This is a genomic window from Gelidibacter salicanalis, assembly GCF_016469035.1.
GTDB lineage: Bacteria > Bacteroidota > Bacteroidia > Flavobacteriales > Flavobacteriaceae > Gelidibacter > Gelidibacter salicanalis_A.
This window is the reverse complement of the sequence record NZ_JAEHJZ010000001.1, coordinates 177,358-193,673: the sequence shown is the minus strand read 5'-3', so window position 1 is coordinate 193,673 and position 16,316 is coordinate 177,358. Positions and strand designations below refer to the sequence as shown.

The window sequence follows — 16,316 nt, the reverse complement described above, 5'->3', positions numbered from 1 at the left end:
CTGCTAAAAGTGAATCGAAATTATGGTGTTTAAAAGTATGTATTGAGGAGTAAACTTGTTGAAACCTTAAGTTTTATGGTGTGATGACAAGAGATGTAGTTTTCGAAAAGTTTAATGATTACAGATAATTATTAAAAAAGAGAATAATAATAATGAAGGCGATGTCCTTGTTTTCTATTAGAGTAGTACGTAGAGTTTCTAAGGCTTTACTCATTTGATTTCTGACGGTATGAGGAGATATTCTTAATTCTTCAGCAATGGTGTCATAGCTTTTACCTTCATTTCGAGACATCTCAAAAATCAAGAGTCTTCTGGGAGGAAGTTTATTTAAGGCTTCGTTTTTTATAATTTCCAACTCAGATTCACGTATAGAATGTTCCGTGATATTTGTAATTTTTTGACTCGCATAATATACTTCCTCACGCAATTTTTGGTTATTGGCTGCTTTTTTGAGGAACTTTAAAGTTTTGTTTCTGGTGATGGTAAAAAGATAAGCTCTAAAGGACATGTCGGGGTTTAGAGATTCCCGCTTCAGCCAAACTTTCAAGAAAACATCTTGCACAATTTCTTCTGCATAAGGTGTTGAATGAACCATACTTAAACTGAATTTGTACAAATCGTTTCTATAAGTGTCAAAAAGTTTACGGAACGCTTTATGATTGCCAATCATAAGTTGATTGACTAATAATTTGTCGCTATGTAATTCTTTTTCCTCCATTGATTGAGAAACGATATTTTAAACAAACGTTTTATCTTTGGTTTTGTAGTAATGGATCAGCCTTTTTGAATTACTGCTAATTCACAATTACTAATAAAATATTTAAAAAATTGAGTGATATTAAGCAATAGTACAAAACAATATGGTTATTTACCAATAATTGAATATTTATTTGTATATCCCCTTAGTGTCCACCTTCTGAGATGCTTGCAACTACTAAACTATCGAATATTCTTTTTTCAATGTCGCTTTTGTTTAGATTTTTAGTTTGTATAGAGGTAATGTTGGAGGTATTTGGTTTTTATCTTTTGGTTTGATCCAAGAAAATTTCGCTTTAAATTACTTATCGCAATATGGAACCATTTGAAATTTTTAGGTAAAACAAGGATAGTGATGTGGAACGTTAAAACTTGTCTTCAAAAATTACTCAGCCCATTCCTCTCCATTTCGCGAAAAGCTCCATTACTGGCAAAGCGCTTCATTAAAAAAGTCTTGGACCCAATTCCAAAGTTTGGGATTTATCGTATAAATAGGTCGTAATAATATGTGCATTTTTTCGAGATTAACCATTGGTCTACTTTGGAATAGCGTCCGCTTAAACAAGGCATCACCCATTCCATTTCTTCACAAAGTTTAAAATTTAGCTCGAGACAGACTGCATAACTGGTCGTGCCTCCCTTTTATTGGTCTCAGAAATAGTTAAAACTATGCACTTTAGTGCATCTCGCTTTAGCTCCTAAAAATACCTACCTTTTTGTTTTATGACAGATCAAAGTGTAAATGGTCATACAGTCTCTAGGTTGACCGTACATATAGTTTGGAGCACGAAATATCGTTATCCTGTTCTGCTTGGTGATGTCCAGACGGGGGTGCCGTAAGCTTTTGATACAGGTTTGTGATGCCGAGGGCGTGAATATTTCGAAGGGTGTTGTCAGCAAGGATCACGTTCATATGCACATAGAATACCGTCCTTCCCAAGATATAAGCAGTCTTGTGAAAAAGTTAAAAGGGAGAAGCTCAAGAAGGTTACAGCAAGAATTTCCTAAGTTGAACAAGCGCTATTGGGGACGCCATTTTTGGGCGATTGGGTTTGGATGTTGGAGTACAGGAAACATTACTGACAAAATGGTGAATGAGTATTTGGAGCATCACAGAAAATCCGACAACGACACAGACGCTTTTATACTTGAGTAATCACGTACTGCTGACTTTAGTCAGATTTAAAAACCTATGGCACTTTAGTCCATAGTGATTTATTTTTTAAGTTGGCGGATGGCCTTTGTTACATCTGTTTCCGGTAGTTTACAGGATCCATTTACACAGACGTAACTATAGGTTTCGTCTGAGTCATATCTGTTTTTTAATAATGGCATCTCACTATCCTTAACAGATCCTGCAATTAATATATTGGGTAAATAGTAACTATTTAAAATCTTTAAATCCTGTTTTGCATTTTTTCCAGAAATGACAAACTCATAATACTTAAACGTATAGTTTGCCATCAGATCGAGCCAATTTGAATAAGCGGATGGTGATTCCAATATGTTCGGTTTTAAATTGTTCATCATTTGATACGCCATCTTTTTGTAGTCAAGATCATCATAATAATGACTTAATTTAAACAGGTTTTTTGCTAAAACAGAATTTGAAGATGGGGTTGCATTATCAATGGTCTCAGTTTTTCTCATGATTAAAGCATCATCCTGATCAGATGTAAAAAAGAACATCCCGCTCTCTTTGTTATAAAAATGATCTATCGTGTAATCCATTAACGCTTTCGCCGAATTCAGCCACTTTTCATCCAATGTTACTTGATATAAGGATATAAAGGCTTCAATAACATATGCGTAATCCTCGGAATAGCCATTGATCATACTTTGGCTGTCAATATGTGTTCGGTAAAGACTACCATCGGTTTTTAATTGCTGTTTTTTTAAAAATTGTGCATTTTTAATCGCGGCTTTCAGATACTCTGGATTATTAAAAACTCTATAAGCATCAACATATCCCTTTAACATTAAAGCATTCCATGACGTTAAGGCTTTTTTGTCCACCGTTGGCTTATGCCTTGCTTCTCTTGCGGTTAACAAGGTCTTATGCCAATCTCTAATTTGTAATTGCAAATCCTGAATCGTGATGTCGTTTGACTTCGCAAATAGAGAATCAGATTGATTCCTCAAAAGGACATAGTTGTCATTTTCCCAATAACCTGTGCTGTTGATGTTGTAATATTTTTCAAATAAATTATAATTGTTTGTAATGAGTTGCCTTAGTCCAGCTTTGGTCCAAATGTAATAATTCCCTTCTCCCAATTTGCCATTTTCATTCTCGCTAACAGCATTAAGGGATGAATAAAAGGCGCCATTTTCATGGGTTAAATAGCCCGCAACAAAATTTAGGGTTTCGCTTACAACGCGTTTGTACGCCTCATTTTTTGTGATGAGATAAGCGTCCGAATATACGCTAACTAGTTGTGCATTATCATAAAGCATTTTCTCGAAGTGAGGAATGTGCCAATCTCTATCCACAACATACCTAGAAAAACCCCCTCCAATTTGGTCATAAAGACCGCCATAGGACATTTTATTTAAACTGTTATTAATGTAGTTTTTTAGTACGGTATCATTTGTTTCATGGCTAAATCTTAGTAAGAAATTTAAATTATTCGATCTGGGGAATTTTTCAGTGCCCATATCGCCTCCATCCTGATAATCCAATAGCGTTTTCCAAAGGTTAACGGAGTTGTTGAGTTCAGAAAATTTAAGAGGTTCTAATTCCTTATTTACTTTGATGAGATCGGCATTTTTCATGCCTTCTTCCAGTTTGTCGGCATAGGCAATCATTTTTTCTGGATCTTCTCTATACAAACTTGAAAGCTTTTCTATAACCTGCATCCACTCGTCTTTAGTGAAATAGGTGCCTCCAAAAATTGGTCGTCCATCTGGCAAGCAAATGCAATTTAAAGGCCACCCACCACTACCAGTCATAAGTTCTAAAGCACCCATATAAATTTGATCAATATCTGGCCGTTCTTCACGATCAACTTTTATACTGACAAAGTTTTCATTCATAACTTTTGCAACGTCCTCATCTTGAAAACTTTCTTCTTCCATAACGTGGCACCAATGGCAAGAGGAATACCCAACAGAGACAATAATTAGTTTATTCTGTGCTTTAGCCTGTTCAAGAGACTCAGTATTCCAGGCCTTCCAATTTACAGGATTGTGTGCGTGTTGTAGAAGATATGGGCTTGTTTCATGAATTAAGGCGTTAGTGAATTCGAAATTCTCAGATGAAGATTCGTTTTTGCAATTAAATAAAAGAATTGAAATAAGAAAGAATAAAGAATTAAAACAATGTTTCATGATTTATTAAATGTTGTGAACTTCAATTTATAATAATGGCTAGGCCAGCCTGATTATCAGATTGAATGTGATACCCTCCCGATATTCGTGATATTCCGGCCATTTAAAATTAATGTTTATTTTTTAATTCTTTGCGCAAACATTCGCCCTTAATTTTATTCTATGTGGAGTATATACAAGACGTTCTAAAATGGCATCGGCAATAGTTTGTTCCCTTATAATTTCAAGTCATGCTTCCACAGGTAATTGAGAGACTATAATCATACTGTATTAACCGTGTCTGTCTTCAATGGTTTCTATAAAATCATGTCTGTTAATACTGTCTAGAGCTTTAAGTTCAATGTCCTCTAAAATGAGTAAATTCTGTTTTTTAGTTTATTGATCTGTTTTAAATAGGACCCATCAGCTTTAGATGTTTTGAGCATGGTAAACAATTTATCGGTGTTAGAATACATGACTTTATATCCCAACGAATTCAAGGGCTTGTTTTGCTTCATGCCTCATTCCTTCTAGTTGTATTCTTATACTTCTATTGTGTCAAGTATTATATAGCTACAGATAAAATGGTTTAAGGCAATTGCTTATAGCTCCTCTTGTTTCCGAGTCAATAATGGTCCCGATCTAAAATTGGGAATAGCATCTGCTAAACAGGTATTCAATTATACCATTAATTTTCTCTCTATTATTTCAGTTTAATCAATTTTCGGGTTTAATTCCTCTACGCTCTACGACGCATATGAACTTGAGCAGGATACTTTAATTCAAAGTTCAAGTTTCGCGTTCTATTTTAATATTTGCGACACTATCCTGTCAAGTGTGTAAAATAATAAGTTACTTATACATTCTAAATAATATTTAATATTTTTGTCGACGGAGAATCAACCACCAAATATCAGTTTTAGATTTCAAAGAAAAGAGTACCCCCCTTTAACGGTGTATTATCGTTGAATTTCTTTTGAAGTTTAATCCAAGAATTTAAAATAGTGACAATAATCTCTCCTTAAGCTAATTTTCATGGAAACAAAAATCCAATTTTCAGAATTTATTAAAGATTTTAAAACTACGCTACACGAATTATTTCACGAGGAAAATGATATTAACCAATTAAGTTTGGAGCGTGGCTTACCTGCTGATGTCTTGAATAAAATAATGTCTAAAAAACCATTATCCGTAGCAATTCCATTGGAATATGGCGGTCGTGGGGGACATGTAAAAGAATGTCTTGAAATTCTATCAGCTGCCTCTTATGAATCGCTCTCCCTTTCGTTAACTTTTGGGATTAACATTGCCTTGTTTTTAGAACCTGTTGCAAAATATGCTGAAGAATCAGTGAAGCCTGATATTTTCAATCGTTTTCTCAAAAACCAGAATATGGGTGGTCTTATGATCACTGAACCTGATTATGGTAGCGATGCTTTAAATATGAAAACCTTCAGTCAAGAAAATGACCATGGCTATTCCATTAAAGGCTCTAAGCATTGGCAAGGGCTTACAGGTATGGCAGACTATTGGTTGATTGCCGCCAGAAACAAGACGAATAATGGAGACCTTTCTCGGGATGTGGATTTTTATATTGCAGATAATTCAAAACCAAAACAGCATGTCATCGTTGAAGAAATTTATGATAACCCGGGTCTTTATATGATTCCCTATGGTTTAAATACCCTTGATCTTGAAATTCCGAAAAACCAACGACTGATTCCTGAAACAACAGGGATTAAAATGATGTTGGATATCCTACATAGAAGCAGATTACAATTTCCAGGAATGGCGACAGGTTTTATCAAGCGTATGCTCGACGAAGCCACGCAACACTGTAAAAATCGAATTGTTGGTGCCGGTAATTTATTGGCACTGGACCAGGTACAATTCCAATTAGCGAGAATTCAATCGGCGTTTACCATAAGTTCAGCCATGTGTTTACGGAGTACCAAGATCAGTGGTGTGGAACACAACGTGGCTACCAATGGTTTAGAAGCCAATAGCATGAAAACTGTAGTAACAGATTTAATGCATGAGTCCGCTCAGATCTTAACTCAGGTTTCTGGTGCCAATGGTTATAGGGTAAGCCATATTGGTGGACGGGGAATTATGGACAGCAGACCTTTTCAAATATTTGAGGGATCTAATGAAATGCTGTATTCTCAAATTTCTGACATGATTACGCGTTCCATGAAAAAGAAAAAGATGTCAAATCTTTTGGAATTTCTAAAATCCTTAGATCTTACAGCCGAAGCCTGTGAGTATTTCAAAAAAGACCTTAATTTTAATATTGCCAGCAACTTCCCACAACGGAAACTGGTAGATCTCGGTAGAATTATCGCCAGAATAGTTAGTGTCGGATACGTACTGGAACTTCAGGATAAAGGATTTAGGAAAGATTTAATTGATAATTGCATTACAATGGTCCAACAGGAAATATCCGGACTGTTCAGTGTTTTTCATTTTGATAATTCCGTGAAAGTAATTGAAGATTATTCCTCTAATAGCTCATGGTCAGAATTTGTATAATGCTTTGGTTATTCTGCGCTGGGTTTGGGTAGTATTAAAGTAAACCTGGCAAAAATTTAGCCGAAATAACAATTATTTTTATCAGAAAAGGTTTTGATACTCCAGAGTATTATAGCGAATGCAAAAATAAAATTAGAAGGAAATCGAATAAATAGAGGTATGACAAATAAATTTAAGTCAATCAATTTGAAAAAGTTTGACGCACTTAACACTGTGCTAAAGAATCTGCTAAACAAGAACCATCCGTTTTCATAACTCACTCAGCCCATTGCCCTGCATACCGCAGAAAAAACGCCATTCCCGGGCAAAGCGCTTCATTGAAAAGTCTTGGACACAACTCCAAAGCTTCCGATTTCCATTCCACTTGCCCGTTCGTTCCCGAAAAATATCGGGAAGCGGACAAACTCCATTCCAATCTACAACTTTGGAGTCAAGCCCGCTTAAACCCGGCTAAACTATAAAAACACATCTTCAGAATACACTCAGCAAATTGCCCTGCATGCCGCAAAAGCTTCATTCCGGGAATGAGCTTCCCTTAAAATCTTGGACACAGTCCCCAATTCCAGCTTTCCATTCCGTTAACCCTTCCCGCTCCGCCGGGCAGGAACACTTCACTTCGACGTGGCTCAGCACAGGCATTCCCGATCTATAATTGGGAACAGCGTCCACCAAATCGGAATTCCATTAAAGATTTGGTGCCACTTCCCATGTTTCTGTACTTCCCATAAGCCTTTAGAGCTACATCCGTACCCTCGCTGTTATACCCTTTTTTTGCCAGCAAAATACCAACATTTGGAACTTGACCGGACTGCATAAACCAGGCTCGTACCTCGCTCTTTTTTATAAGTCCTCAACAATTCCAAATGTTGAAACTATATCAGCAACAAAAAAAGAGGTAACAACGAGGGCTATGGGAAGTAAATCTAAAATGAATCTTATGAAATCTTACAAAAACATCAAAAAGGAAGCGGCACCAACAAAAAAGGAAAACACTCCAGATATAATAAGTAGATCACTTCAAAAAAACATAAATGCAAACTGTCTGAATGCCAGCCCGACAATTCATTTTGGTGGGGTTCAGATGGCAATTTTAATTAATTCTTAAATACTTTATTATGAGCACTTTAAAAAACAAAGTACAATTAATTGGAAACGTGGGAAACGTCCCCGAAGCCAAGACCCTGGAGAGCGGCAAGAAAGTCGCCAATTTTTCACTTGCAACCAATGAGTTCTATAAAAATTCAGATGGCGAAAAAGTGCAGAATACCCAATGGCACAGCATTGTTGCTTGGGGTAAGATTGCCGAAATCGTTGAGAAATATGTGGGCACGGGCAAGGAAGTTGCCATAGAGGGCAAATTGACTTCCCGTTCCTATGAAACTGGAGCAGGGGAGAAACGATACGTTACCGAAGTGGTAGCCGATGAAATCCTGTTACTTGGAACCAAGGACAACCAAAACGCTGAATAACCCTTAAAGTTTAAGAGGGCTACTACACGAAAGTTACGCCCACTTATCAATTATTAACTCTGTAAATCAAATTAAAATGAAATCGAATATTCCCCAATACCAAAATAATTATTTACCATTGAGTAAAGCACAAGTTGACGAAATCAAAGAAGGATTGCAACATTTTCACGGCACGAAAATGTTCTATCAGATCCCTTTATTGAAAACACGTTATACGGATGGACTGAAATAGCTTGCCAACGTAGCAAATTGCTACTGGCTCATTACGGACACTTCCGTAATTGCAAAAAGTCTGATGAATCGGAACGAATTTATAAGCATAGACTTTAAAATATTGTCCAAGGAGAAACAGGAAATTATGGGTTATGAAGCTGAAATTACCTACACCGATGGCATTGATCATATTTTAGAAACACAAAGGTATCGCGCCACTGATTTTCCACTGGATGAACTGCGGTTGTTTTTTGTAAATGACACGCTGATGCTACCAAGCGAATACTAAAATTTAAAGCTATGGTATATCTCAATTTCACAGACCTGAGCGAAGAAGCTCAAAACCGACTTTTAGAACTTTCCAAAAAGGACGTGGAACGAAAATTTGGTGATAGTATTCGTAAATACATAAGGGAAAATTATACCTGTTTTGAAACGATGATTGAAGAAGAAACATTGCGGAATTTATATTCCCATACCTTCAAATTCAGTATCTAGTTTTTATTAAGTAATGAACAAGCACCTCTAAATTTTGGAGGTGTTTTTGTGTCTAATTAATTTCAGTTCAACAAAAAAACGTATCTTTATTTGGCTGAAATTCAGCAACTATAATTTTATATGGTTATCCCATTTTGACTTTCGCTGATAACTGTATCCATCTAAAATTACATATCGGAATTTGAATAATTCCGAAAAAGGCAATTGGTTCCTGATAGCTCGGGATTAGCCAGATTGTATGAAATTTTGTCCCGCTGGGCGGGACGAAAAGGGGAGTAGCAAGAGGATAACACGCTACGCGATGTTAAGCACTTCTTTTTATTTTTAAAATACTGATAATCAGCATGTTTGATATAATATAATTTCGTGATGCTCAGCAATTTGCGTCAAATGCCTCGAAAATGCCTGTAAAATGGGATGGATTTGCGTCAAATGCACAAAAAAGTGAAATAAATGGACTCTTTTATCACTATCAGGATTAAGCGGGATACCGCCAAACGTTTTCAGGAATTTTCAAAAACACATTTCAAATCACACACTGAAGCATTGGCGACGATGCTTGATTTTTTCTTCTATAATGATATCTCGCCAAAGGAGAAATTTGGCCCGACGGGACGAACAATGGAGGCTAATTTTGAGCGGATTTATGAAGAGGCAAAATCTATTTTCGCGTAAGCTCTAAATTGGCCTATAGTTTGCTTTGGAAAATCAAAAAATTTTTCAAAGCTGAAAGTATTAAACTTCAGAACAGTTTTATTCCTTCCAATTTTGAAGTCGGTACAGATATAAATAACTTTCCACAAACTTCCTATGTTCAAAACTCGTCATTTTTTCCAATAAGTTTAAAGCCGAAATATAGTTTGCTAAATTACCATTTGAAGAACTGAATTTTCCATCTTCGACAAAAGTTACTAAACTGTCATTTTGGACTTTTAAATTTGGATAATCCTTTTGAAGTTGTTCGCCGCCACCGATCCAGGTCACTATCTTATGACCGTCAGCTATTACAGATTTTCCGATGAGTTGCGCTCCAGCACAATTGCTAACCGTAAATGTGGTTTCTTTATTTTTCTCTTTTATAAAACTTACAATTTTTTCATTGTGGACTTGGGCAAACATATCATAGGCACTTGGAACAAATAAAGCCGTCAATTTTGGGCAGTTCTCAAATGTATAATCAGGAACAAAATGTATTCCTTCCTCCGTTGTTATTGTATTATTTAAGTATTTGCTTAAATAATAAATAAATGTAACTTTACGTTATGGAAAATAATTCGTGCATAAGACAACAAGCAGATATTAAACAAATAAATCGTTGCAAAGACACTGTTTCGGAATTAAGTGAATCGTTTGATCATTTAGCAAATGGACTTTCGTTAGTTGGTAACAGCGTAAGACTCAAAATACTTTACCTAATATTTGAGGAAAAAAGACTTTGTGTTTGTGATTTAAGCGATATTCTTGGGATGAACATTTCTGCTATTTCTCAACACTTGCGGAAAATGAAAGATAGAAATCTATTGACCACAGAACGGGAAGCCCAAACGATTTTTTATTCATTGACGACTGAATATTCAACATTACTGAATCCGTTTTTTGAGATACTTGATAAAAACAAAATTTTAGCAACGACATGAAATGAGCCATCTCGATTTTTGATGCTAACTCAGACACAAAATGGCGAATTACATTTGACCGATAAAAAACAATATAAGTTTAACAAATGAAAAGTGAAAACAAATTAATCGGAACAGGTTTGTTAACTGCAATTACAGCTTCTTTATGCTGTATTACGCCTGTTTTGGCACTAATTGCAGGAACAAGTGGGATTGCCTCAACATTCTCTTGGATAGAACCTTTTCGACCTTATTTGATCGGAATCACGGTTTTGGTGTTGGCCTTTGCCTGGTATCAAAAACTAAAACCAAAAACTCAAGAAGAAATAGACTGCGCTTGTGATACAGGCGACTTGCCCGCCGGCAAGGCAGGGAAACCAAAATTCATACAGTCCAAATCTTTTTTGGGAATTGTAACCGCATTTACTATAGTAATGTTGGCTTTCCCTTATTATTCGGGAATTTTTTACCCGAAAACAGAAAGGCAAATAATCGTAGTTGACGAATCGGACATTAAAACAACAGAATTTAAAATCAGCGGAATGACCTGTGCAGGCTGCGAAGAACACGTCAACCACGAAGTAAATAAACTTAACGGAATTGTAAACTCAAAAGCGTCCTACGAAAATGGAAATGCAATCATAGAATTTGACAGAACCAAATCCAATGAAATTGAAATTGAGAAAGCGATAAATTCAACAGGATATAAAGTAACTGACAAAAAAGAAATCAATTAAGATGAAAGAATATGATGTTTTTATAATTGGTTCAGGAATGGCAGGAATGACCATCGCCAATAAATGTGCCTCAAAAGGGCTAACAGTTGGTATTACGGACGAATTACCTTATGGTGGTACTTGTGCATTGAGAGGTTGCGACCCAAAAAAAGTCATTATTGGCGCTACGGAAGTCCGAGATTTTGCAAAAAGACTTAAGGGTAGTGGTATAGATACTATTCCTAAAGTCAATTGGAAGGACATAATGGCCTTCAAACAATCTTTTGTAGATGAAATGCCGCCAAAGGTTGAAAAAGGATATAAAAGAAACGGAATTGACACCTTTCATAGTTCAGCAAAATTTCTCTCACAAAACACATTAGAGATAGGAAATGAGAAGATAAAGGCTAAAAAAATAGTGATCGCATCGGGTTCCAAGCCAAGGGTTTTAGAATTTGAAGGTGGTCATTTTGCCAAAACCAGTGCCGATTTTTTAAATTTAGATGAATTGCCCAAATCTTTATTATTCATCGGTGGTGGATATATTGCGTTTGAATTCGCACATATTGCAGCCAGATGTGGTGCAGAGGTTACTATAGTACATCGTGGAAATAATCCCTTGGAAAATTTTGAACAAGATATTGTAAAACACCTTGTTTCTGCCACAAAAAAATTAGGTGTAAAACTCATTCTTAATACAGATGTAACGGCTATTGAAAAAGCGGATAAAAAGTTTCGAGTGAAAGGTAAATCTGCGGAGAAAACAGAGTATTTTGAAGCCGAAGCTGTTTTTAATTCTGCCGGTCGACCACCTGCAATATTTGATTTGGAATTGGAAAAAGCGGGTATATCCTTTACAAAAAAAGGTGTTTCGGTGAACGAACACCTTCAAAATACATCGAACCCAATTGTTTATGCAGCAGGAGATGCAGCAGATTCGGAGGGTTTGCCTTTAACGCCTGTTGCAGTATTGGAAGGTCATACCGTAGCGTCAAATATCATCAAGGGCAATCATAAAAAAATAAGTTATCCACCAATGCCCACGGTAGTTTTCACATTGCCTACTATGGCTTCTGTGGGTTATACAGAATCTAGAGCAAGAGAGTTGAATTACAATATTCAAGTAAATTATAAAGAGGTTGGCGATTGGTTTAATGCCAAACGATTAAACGTCGCCGAATATGCATTCAAAACTATAATTGACGAAGAAACTCAAACAATTTTGGGAGCACATTTAATAGGGCCACATACAGAAGAAACAATAAATCTCTTTGCGATGGCCATAAAAACAAAGATGAAGGTTAATGATATTAGAACAATGATTTTCTCATATCCAACATTGGCATCGGACATACCGCATATGCTTTAATAAAAAAATTTGAATGGAAACTATATTAAAATCAGAAATTACCTGTCCAAACTGCGGACATAAAATAGTAGAAGATATGCCAACAAACGCATGTCAATTCTTTTACGAGTGTGAGAATTGTAAAACGGTTCTGAAACCAAACGAAGGTGATTGTTGTGTTTATTGCTCCTACGGAACTGTACCTTGTCCACCAATTCAAGAAAATAAGAATTGCTGTTAAAATTTTCTAGCTCACACTAGAATTGAGCAATCCATAGAAGTTTATGAACTAATAAAGTTTTCATTTAAAAGGACTGTTTTCAAATTTATTCCCCCTTTTATCTCCTGCTTTTTCATCAAAAGCAATCAAATTAAATAATTTCCGCATTCGGCTACGAACACCAATTCTATAGAATTCTTTTAATTCTTCGTTATTAAGGCTGACATCAGTTTAGATTTTAAAATCAAAATCTTAAGAAAAAAGTTCAAAAGTTTGCGCAGTTAAATGATTGCATATATATTAGCAGTCAAATAACTGCATAAATGGAATTAAGAAGAGATGTGTTTCAGGCCATAGCCGATCCTACACGACGCATGATCATATCTATGGTTGCCTTTCAAGCAATGACACCTACCGCTATTGCCGAGAATTTTGATTCATCGAGACAGACCATCTCTAAGCATATTCAAATTCTCACGGAATGCGAAATATTGGAACAAGAACAGAAAGGTAGAGAAATCTACTATCAGCTAAATCCGAACGGAATGAAAGAAATCGCTCAATTTATTGAACCTTTTAGAAAATTATGGGATGATAGATTTAACAAACTGGAATCTATAATGAAAAAACACCGACCAAAATAATATGGAACAAAAAACACAAGTCTTCGCCAAGGACACCGAACAGGACCTATTAATTACCAGAGAATTTGACTTACCGGTCAAGACACTTTTCAAAGCTTATATAGAAAAGGATCTGTTTGAAGAATGGATGGGGTGCGACCTATTGGAATTTGAATTTAAAGAATACGGTAAGTACCATTTTGAAAAGCGCAACCCAAAGGGAGATGTAATCTTTAGTGGCAAAGGTGCATTTCACAGCTTTATCCCAAATGAAATGATTGTTCGAACCTTCGAAATGGATGTGTTTTCGCTTCCTGCACAGTTGGAGTTTCTGAATTTTGAAACGATCACGAATGAGACAAGCAAACTGACTATGCACATCATTTTTAAATCGGTCGACATACGAAATGAGCTTTTGAAAAAACCTTTTGTACAAGGTCTAAATATGGCACATAACCGATTGCAGGACATCGCGAGTAAACTAAATAGAATCTTATGAGAAAGACCAAAAGAAATAAAATCATCTATTGGGTCGCTACTATCTGGCTGGCATTGGGGATGCTTTCAACAGGAATAGTCCAATTAATTCAAATGAAGGAAGAAGTTGAGAACTTCACAAATTTGGGATATCCGCTTTACTTAATGACTGTATTAGGTATATGGAAAATCTTAGGAGTTATTGCAATTTTAATACCCAACTTCACTTTATTAAAGGAATGGGCATACGCCGGTTTTTTCTTCGTAATGACTGGAGCGCTAGCCTCGCACATTTTTTCAGGTAATTCGATAGCTGAAATATTTCCACCATTGCTACTTCTATTCTTGACAGGTATATCTTGGTATTTTAGACCAATTAATAGAAAGGTAGTCTTTAAGAATTTACCATTATGAGGAAAGCTAAAAATGTAAACGAATATATCCAAAGTTCGCCCGAAGCAGCGCAACCAGTTATGGAGGAACTTCAAAGAATAATTAAAGAAACAGTTCCAGAAGCTAAAGAACGAATTGCTTGGAATGTGCCTAATTACAAACTTAATGGAGTTTTAACCGGATTTGCTGTATATTCAAAGCACATAAGCCTTGGATTTAGTGAAGGTGGGTTAAGTGATGAAGAACGTAAATCTTTTGAAGATAAGGGATATGAAATTGGAAAAGGAACTGTACAAATTAAGTTTGGGCAACAAGTTCCTGTCGATATAATAAAGAGAGCTCTCAAGTCCCACGCTAAATTAAACGAATTAAAAAAGAAATAGATCCAAGCAACTGCTTAATCAGTTGTCTAATGACTACCAATATAACATCTTATGGAGAAAAGTATCGAATCCTTCTTCGGGGAAAGCAAAAAATGGAAGGCAGCATATGCTTATTTGAGGAGGTTAATTCTTGAAACAGGGCTACACGAAGAATTCAAATGGGGAAAACCCTGTTATACCTTCCAAGGTAATAATATTGTTCTTATTCACGGATTTAAGGACTATTGTGCTTTACTGTTTCATAAAGGTGTTTTACTAAAGCATACTGGATGATGGTAGAAAAGTGGATATTGCTTTCACGAAAGCTGATAATATAATTGCGATCACAGAAACTTTTGAGCCTGAGAATCAAAACCCTGTGGATGTGCAAAGACAAGGTTGGCAGGCCATTTTGGATAATTTCAAAAAATATGTAGAATCAAGTCAAAGCTAAAATGACAAAAATTAATATACCCTTTGATTGTGGCAATTTGCCCAAAAGAGAATTTATTAAGCAATTCAATATAGCTTTTGCCATGGAAAATTCAGATTTTATCATTGATCATGTTAGTGAAGATATCGTGTGGATAATACATGGGGATAAGAGAATTGAAGGTGTCGATGGTGCAGGTGTGGGGAGAACAAGAAAAAATGAGTCTATAATTTTATATAATGCTCCCAAAGATTATAATGAATAACCAAGGTCCTCTATTTCAAATAAAATCACAATTATAAAAGAGAGTTTTTTTTAATGAGTTTTTTTTGCAATACAACTATAATATTTATCTTTAAATATTATACCCCTCGGGATATATAGAAATGGAGGAAGGCAGGTAACAGCGTTTTCCTCCATTTTGACATCAGCTAAGTCTGAAAATTATAAATCCCTTGCAAGAATAAGAACTTGAGAGTTCTTATTCTTGCAAATAATTTAAAATAAACCACTATGGATTTNNAGCTATCGGGAGCAGGGTTTTAATCTTTAACTAGATAATAAAGTATTTCTTAAGGGAGATCATGAATACTAGAAATTAGGCACATTGACCGTCATAAGAACCGCTTAATAGAGACTTGACTTTTTGATGCTGCCGAATATAAATATGATGCAGTTGACCAGTTTTACACCCCCAAAAAATATTTTGGAGTTGCTTGTGGACATATTCAAATTTATCTATTAATTATACAAAAGCTTCGGATTCATGTTATCATCGTGAAATTTTAAAAGTTTGAATTTTGCGCTTCAAATCAAGACAGTGCTCCTCTGAAATTGGTTTATTGTAATAACCTTTAACTTCAGGATAGTCTTTAAGGCTTTTTCTTATCCTTGGATCAATGGAGGAACTCACAATAAACACCAAGAAATCTAATGTTTTAAAATTTTTCAAGCGTTTTAATTCCCGCAAGAATTGGATTCCATTTAAATAGGGCATCTGAAGATCCAATAAAATAACATTTGTGATTTTTTGGATATAACAATTAGAAAAGTAAGCAAGGGCATCCCTCGGATCATTGAAAATTATCGGAGTTGCAGTAAGCATTTTATGTCGAGCCATTTTTTTGTGATGGATCACGGTAGTCAAATAATCATCGTCAATAATTATAAATTGTATATTAGGGGGCTGATTTTTCATCAATTGATAGTTTGGGGGGGTAGTCAAAGTTTTGATTTTTTTATTGGTTAGTTTAGATATCTCAAAATAATTTTTAATAAATGTTTGTTTGTTAATCATTGAAAAATTTGCAATAGCTTGTAAAAGAGGTAGCTTCTATCAGGACTTTCAGAAATT

At 35.5% G+C, this 16,316-nt stretch carries 19 protein-coding genes and 5 pseudogenes; 18 read left to right on the top strand and 6 right to left on the bottom strand.

Going from position 1 to position 16,316, the window contains the following annotated elements:
• Window positions 1-118 precede the first annotated feature (118 nt).
• Window positions 119-718, bottom strand: a complete 600-nt coding sequence (locus JEM65_RS00945; RefSeq protein ID WP_199596664.1) for an RNA polymerase sigma factor — start codon at window positions 716-718, stop codon at window positions 119-121.
• Window positions 719-902: 184 nt separating this feature from the next.
• Window positions 903-1,092 (bottom strand): annotated as a pseudogene (locus JEM65_RS22295) (IS1595 family transposase); the annotation flags it as partial.
• Between the two features lie 387 nt (window positions 1,093-1,479).
• Here JEM65_RS22295 and tnpA point away from each other — a divergent pair.
• Window positions 1,480-1,912, top strand: a pseudogene (gene tnpA / locus JEM65_RS00935) (IS200/IS605 family transposase).
• A gap of 59 nt (window positions 1,913-1,971) precedes the next feature.
• Here the strand turns inward: tnpA and JEM65_RS00930 are convergent.
• Window positions 1,972-4,083 carry a thioredoxin domain-containing protein gene (locus JEM65_RS00930; RefSeq protein WP_199596663.1) on the bottom strand — a complete coding sequence of 704 codons (2,112 nt, stop codon included), beginning with the start codon at window positions 4,081-4,083 and terminating at the stop codon, window positions 1,972-1,974.
• A 1,014-nt stretch (window positions 4,084-5,097) separates the two neighbouring features.
• Here JEM65_RS00930 and JEM65_RS00925 point away from each other — a divergent pair.
• On the top strand, window positions 5,098-6,594 hold the full coding sequence (locus JEM65_RS00925; RefSeq protein WP_199596662.1) for an acyl-CoA dehydrogenase family protein: 1,497 nt from the start codon (window positions 5,098-5,100) through the stop codon (window positions 6,592-6,594).
• 646 nt (window positions 6,595-7,240) lie between these two features.
• Here the strand turns inward: JEM65_RS00925 and JEM65_RS22815 are convergent.
• Entirely contained in the window at window positions 7,241-7,375 is a 135-nt protein-coding gene (locus tag JEM65_RS22815; protein WP_262895208.1) for a hypothetical protein, read from the bottom strand.
• A 156-nt stretch (window positions 7,376-7,531) separates the two neighbouring features.
• Here JEM65_RS22815 and JEM65_RS00920 point away from each other — a divergent pair, with 156 nt between their 5' ends.
• The 6 genes and pseudogenes from JEM65_RS00920 to JEM65_RS00900 form a co-directional block, all read left to right on the top strand.
• Window positions 7,532-7,699: a hypothetical protein gene (locus JEM65_RS00920; protein ID WP_233530462.1), complete on the top strand. Its 168-nt coding sequence runs from the start codon at window positions 7,532-7,534 to the stop codon at window positions 7,697-7,699.
• Between the two features lie 10 nt (window positions 7,700-7,709).
• Window positions 7,710-8,063 (top strand): single-stranded DNA-binding protein, encoded by a 354-nt coding sequence (locus JEM65_RS00915; RefSeq protein WP_199596660.1) that lies wholly within the window; start codon window positions 7,710-7,712, stop codon window positions 8,061-8,063.
• Window positions 8,064-8,139: 76 nt separating this feature from the next.
• Window positions 8,140-8,295, top strand: a complete 156-nt coding sequence (locus tag JEM65_RS22290; RefSeq protein WP_233530461.1) for a hypothetical protein — start codon at window positions 8,140-8,142, stop codon at window positions 8,293-8,295.
• A 30-nt stretch (window positions 8,296-8,325) separates the two neighbouring features.
• Window positions 8,326-8,565: a DUF6876 family protein gene (locus JEM65_RS22285; protein WP_368856055.1), complete on the top strand. Its 240-nt coding sequence runs from the start codon at window positions 8,326-8,328 to the stop codon at window positions 8,563-8,565.
• An 11-nt stretch (window positions 8,566-8,576) separates the two neighbouring features.
• Window positions 8,577-8,774, top strand: a complete 198-nt coding sequence (locus JEM65_RS00905; RefSeq protein ID WP_199596659.1) for a hypothetical protein — start codon at window positions 8,577-8,579, stop codon at window positions 8,772-8,774.
• A gap of 453 nt (window positions 8,775-9,227) precedes the next feature.
• Window positions 9,228-9,404, top strand: a pseudogene (locus JEM65_RS00900) (BfmA/BtgA family mobilization protein); the annotation flags it as partial.
• 123 nt (window positions 9,405-9,527) lie between these two features.
• On the opposite strand, the pseudogene JEM65_RS00895 reads toward JEM65_RS00900, so the two are convergent.
• Window positions 9,528-9,986 (bottom strand): annotated as a pseudogene (locus tag JEM65_RS00895) (DJ-1/PfpI family protein); the annotation flags it as partial.
• Window positions 9,987-10,036: 50 nt separating this feature from the next.
• On the opposite strand from JEM65_RS00895, the gene JEM65_RS00890 reads away from it, so the two are divergent.
• From JEM65_RS00890 to JEM65_RS00850, 10 genes and pseudogenes are all read left to right on the top strand, one after another.
• Window positions 10,037-10,411, top strand: coding sequence for an ArsR/SmtB family transcription factor (locus tag JEM65_RS00890; RefSeq protein WP_199596658.1), 375 nt, complete (start codon window positions 10,037-10,039; stop codon window positions 10,409-10,411).
• An 86-nt stretch (window positions 10,412-10,497) separates the two neighbouring features.
• The gene (gene merTP, locus JEM65_RS00885; RefSeq protein WP_199596657.1) at window positions 10,498-11,127 is read left to right on the top strand and encodes a mercuric transport protein MerTP; all 630 of its coding nucleotides are present in this window, start codon (window positions 10,498-10,500) and stop codon (window positions 11,125-11,127) included.
• Between the two features lies 1 nt (window position 11,128).
• A complete protein-coding gene (locus JEM65_RS00880) occupies window positions 11,129-12,475 on the top strand; it encodes a dihydrolipoyl dehydrogenase family protein (protein WP_199596656.1) in 1,347 nt (448 codons plus the stop codon).
• Between the two features lie 13 nt (window positions 12,476-12,488).
• On the top strand, window positions 12,489-12,695 hold the full coding sequence (locus JEM65_RS22280) for a GDCCVxC domain-containing (seleno)protein (protein WP_233530459.1): 207 nt from the start codon (window positions 12,489-12,491) through the stop codon (window positions 12,693-12,695).
• 302 nt (window positions 12,696-12,997) lie between these two features.
• Complete coding sequence (locus tag JEM65_RS00875) at window positions 12,998-13,318, top strand: ArsR/SmtB family transcription factor (protein WP_199596655.1); 321 nt, start codon at window positions 12,998-13,000, stop codon at window positions 13,316-13,318.
• Window position 13,319: 1 nt separating this feature from the next.
• Window positions 13,320-13,796 (top strand): SRPBCC domain-containing protein, encoded by a 477-nt coding sequence (locus JEM65_RS00870; protein WP_199596654.1) that lies wholly within the window; start codon window positions 13,320-13,322, stop codon window positions 13,794-13,796.
• Window positions 13,793-14,188 (top strand): DoxX family protein, encoded by a 396-nt coding sequence (locus JEM65_RS00865; RefSeq protein WP_199596653.1) that lies wholly within the window; start codon window positions 13,793-13,795, stop codon window positions 14,186-14,188. Before JEM65_RS00870 ends, JEM65_RS00865 begins: the two co-directional genes overlap by 4 nt.
• A complete protein-coding gene (locus JEM65_RS00860; RefSeq protein ID WP_199596652.1) occupies window positions 14,185-14,550 on the top strand; it encodes an iron chaperone in 366 nt (121 codons plus the stop codon). Before JEM65_RS00865 ends, JEM65_RS00860 begins: the two co-directional genes overlap by 4 nt.
• A 51-nt stretch (window positions 14,551-14,601) precedes the next feature.
• Window positions 14,602-14,811, top strand: a pseudogene (locus JEM65_RS00855) (DUF1801 domain-containing protein); the annotation flags it as partial.
• Window positions 14,812-14,984: 173 nt separating this feature from the next.
• A complete protein-coding gene (locus tag JEM65_RS00850) occupies window positions 14,985-15,227 on the top strand; it encodes a hypothetical protein (protein WP_199596651.1) in 243 nt (80 codons plus the stop codon).
• A 507-nt stretch (window positions 15,228-15,734) separates the two neighbouring features.
• Here the strand turns inward: JEM65_RS00850 and JEM65_RS00845 are convergent.
• Entirely contained in the window at window positions 15,735-16,160 is a 426-nt protein-coding gene (locus JEM65_RS00845; protein ID WP_199596650.1) for a response regulator, read from the bottom strand.
• Between the last annotated feature and the right edge of the window lie 156 nt (window positions 16,161-16,316).

Excerpts from the sequence above, each read along its gene's own strand:
- merTP (WP_199596657.1), top strand. The coding sequence starts at position 10,498 with ATGAAAAGTGAAAACAAATTAATCGGAACAGGTTTGTTAACTGCAATT.
- JEM65_RS00945 (WP_199596664.1), bottom strand. The coding sequence starts at position 718 with ATGGAGGAAAAAGAATTACATAGCGACAAATTATTAGTCAATCAACTT.
- JEM65_RS22290 (WP_233530461.1), top strand. The coding sequence starts at position 8,140 with ATGAAATCGAATATTCCCCAATACCAAAATAATTATTTACCATTGAGT.
- JEM65_RS00865 (WP_199596653.1), top strand. The coding sequence starts at position 13,793 with ATGAGAAAGACCAAAAGAAATAAAATCATCTATTGGGTCGCTACTATC.
- JEM65_RS22280 (WP_233530459.1), top strand. The coding sequence starts at position 12,489 with ATGGAAACTATATTAAAATCAGAAATTACCTGTCCAAACTGCGGACAT.
- JEM65_RS00845 (WP_199596650.1), bottom strand. The coding sequence starts at position 16,160 with ATGAAAAATCAGCCCCCTAATATACAATTTATAATTATTGACGATGAT.
- JEM65_RS00890 (WP_199596658.1), top strand. The coding sequence starts at position 10,037 with ATGGAAAATAATTCGTGCATAAGACAACAAGCAGATATTAAACAAATA.
- JEM65_RS00880 (WP_199596656.1), top strand. The coding sequence starts at position 11,129 with ATGAAAGAATATGATGTTTTTATAATTGGTTCAGGAATGGCAGGAATG.
- JEM65_RS00850 (WP_199596651.1), top strand. The coding sequence starts at position 14,985 with ATGACAAAAATTAATATACCCTTTGATTGTGGCAATTTGCCCAAAAGA.
- JEM65_RS00930 (WP_199596663.1), bottom strand. The coding sequence starts at position 4,083 with ATGAAACATTGTTTTAATTCTTTATTCTTTCTTATTTCAATTCTTTTA.
- JEM65_RS00915 (WP_199596660.1), top strand. The coding sequence starts at position 7,710 with ATGAGCACTTTAAAAAACAAAGTACAATTAATTGGAAACGTGGGAAAC.
- JEM65_RS00905 (WP_199596659.1), top strand. The coding sequence starts at position 8,577 with ATGGTATATCTCAATTTCACAGACCTGAGCGAAGAAGCTCAAAACCGA.
- JEM65_RS00925 (WP_199596662.1), top strand. The coding sequence starts at position 5,098 with ATGGAAACAAAAATCCAATTTTCAGAATTTATTAAAGATTTTAAAACT.
- JEM65_RS00875 (WP_199596655.1), top strand. The coding sequence starts at position 12,998 with ATGGAATTAAGAAGAGATGTGTTTCAGGCCATAGCCGATCCTACACGA.
- JEM65_RS00920 (WP_233530462.1), top strand. The coding sequence starts at position 7,532 with ATGAAATCTTACAAAAACATCAAAAAGGAAGCGGCACCAACAAAAAAG.
- JEM65_RS00870 (WP_199596654.1), top strand. The coding sequence starts at position 13,320 with ATGGAACAAAAAACACAAGTCTTCGCCAAGGACACCGAACAGGACCTA.
- JEM65_RS00860 (WP_199596652.1), top strand. The coding sequence starts at position 14,185 with ATGAGGAAAGCTAAAAATGTAAACGAATATATCCAAAGTTCGCCCGAA.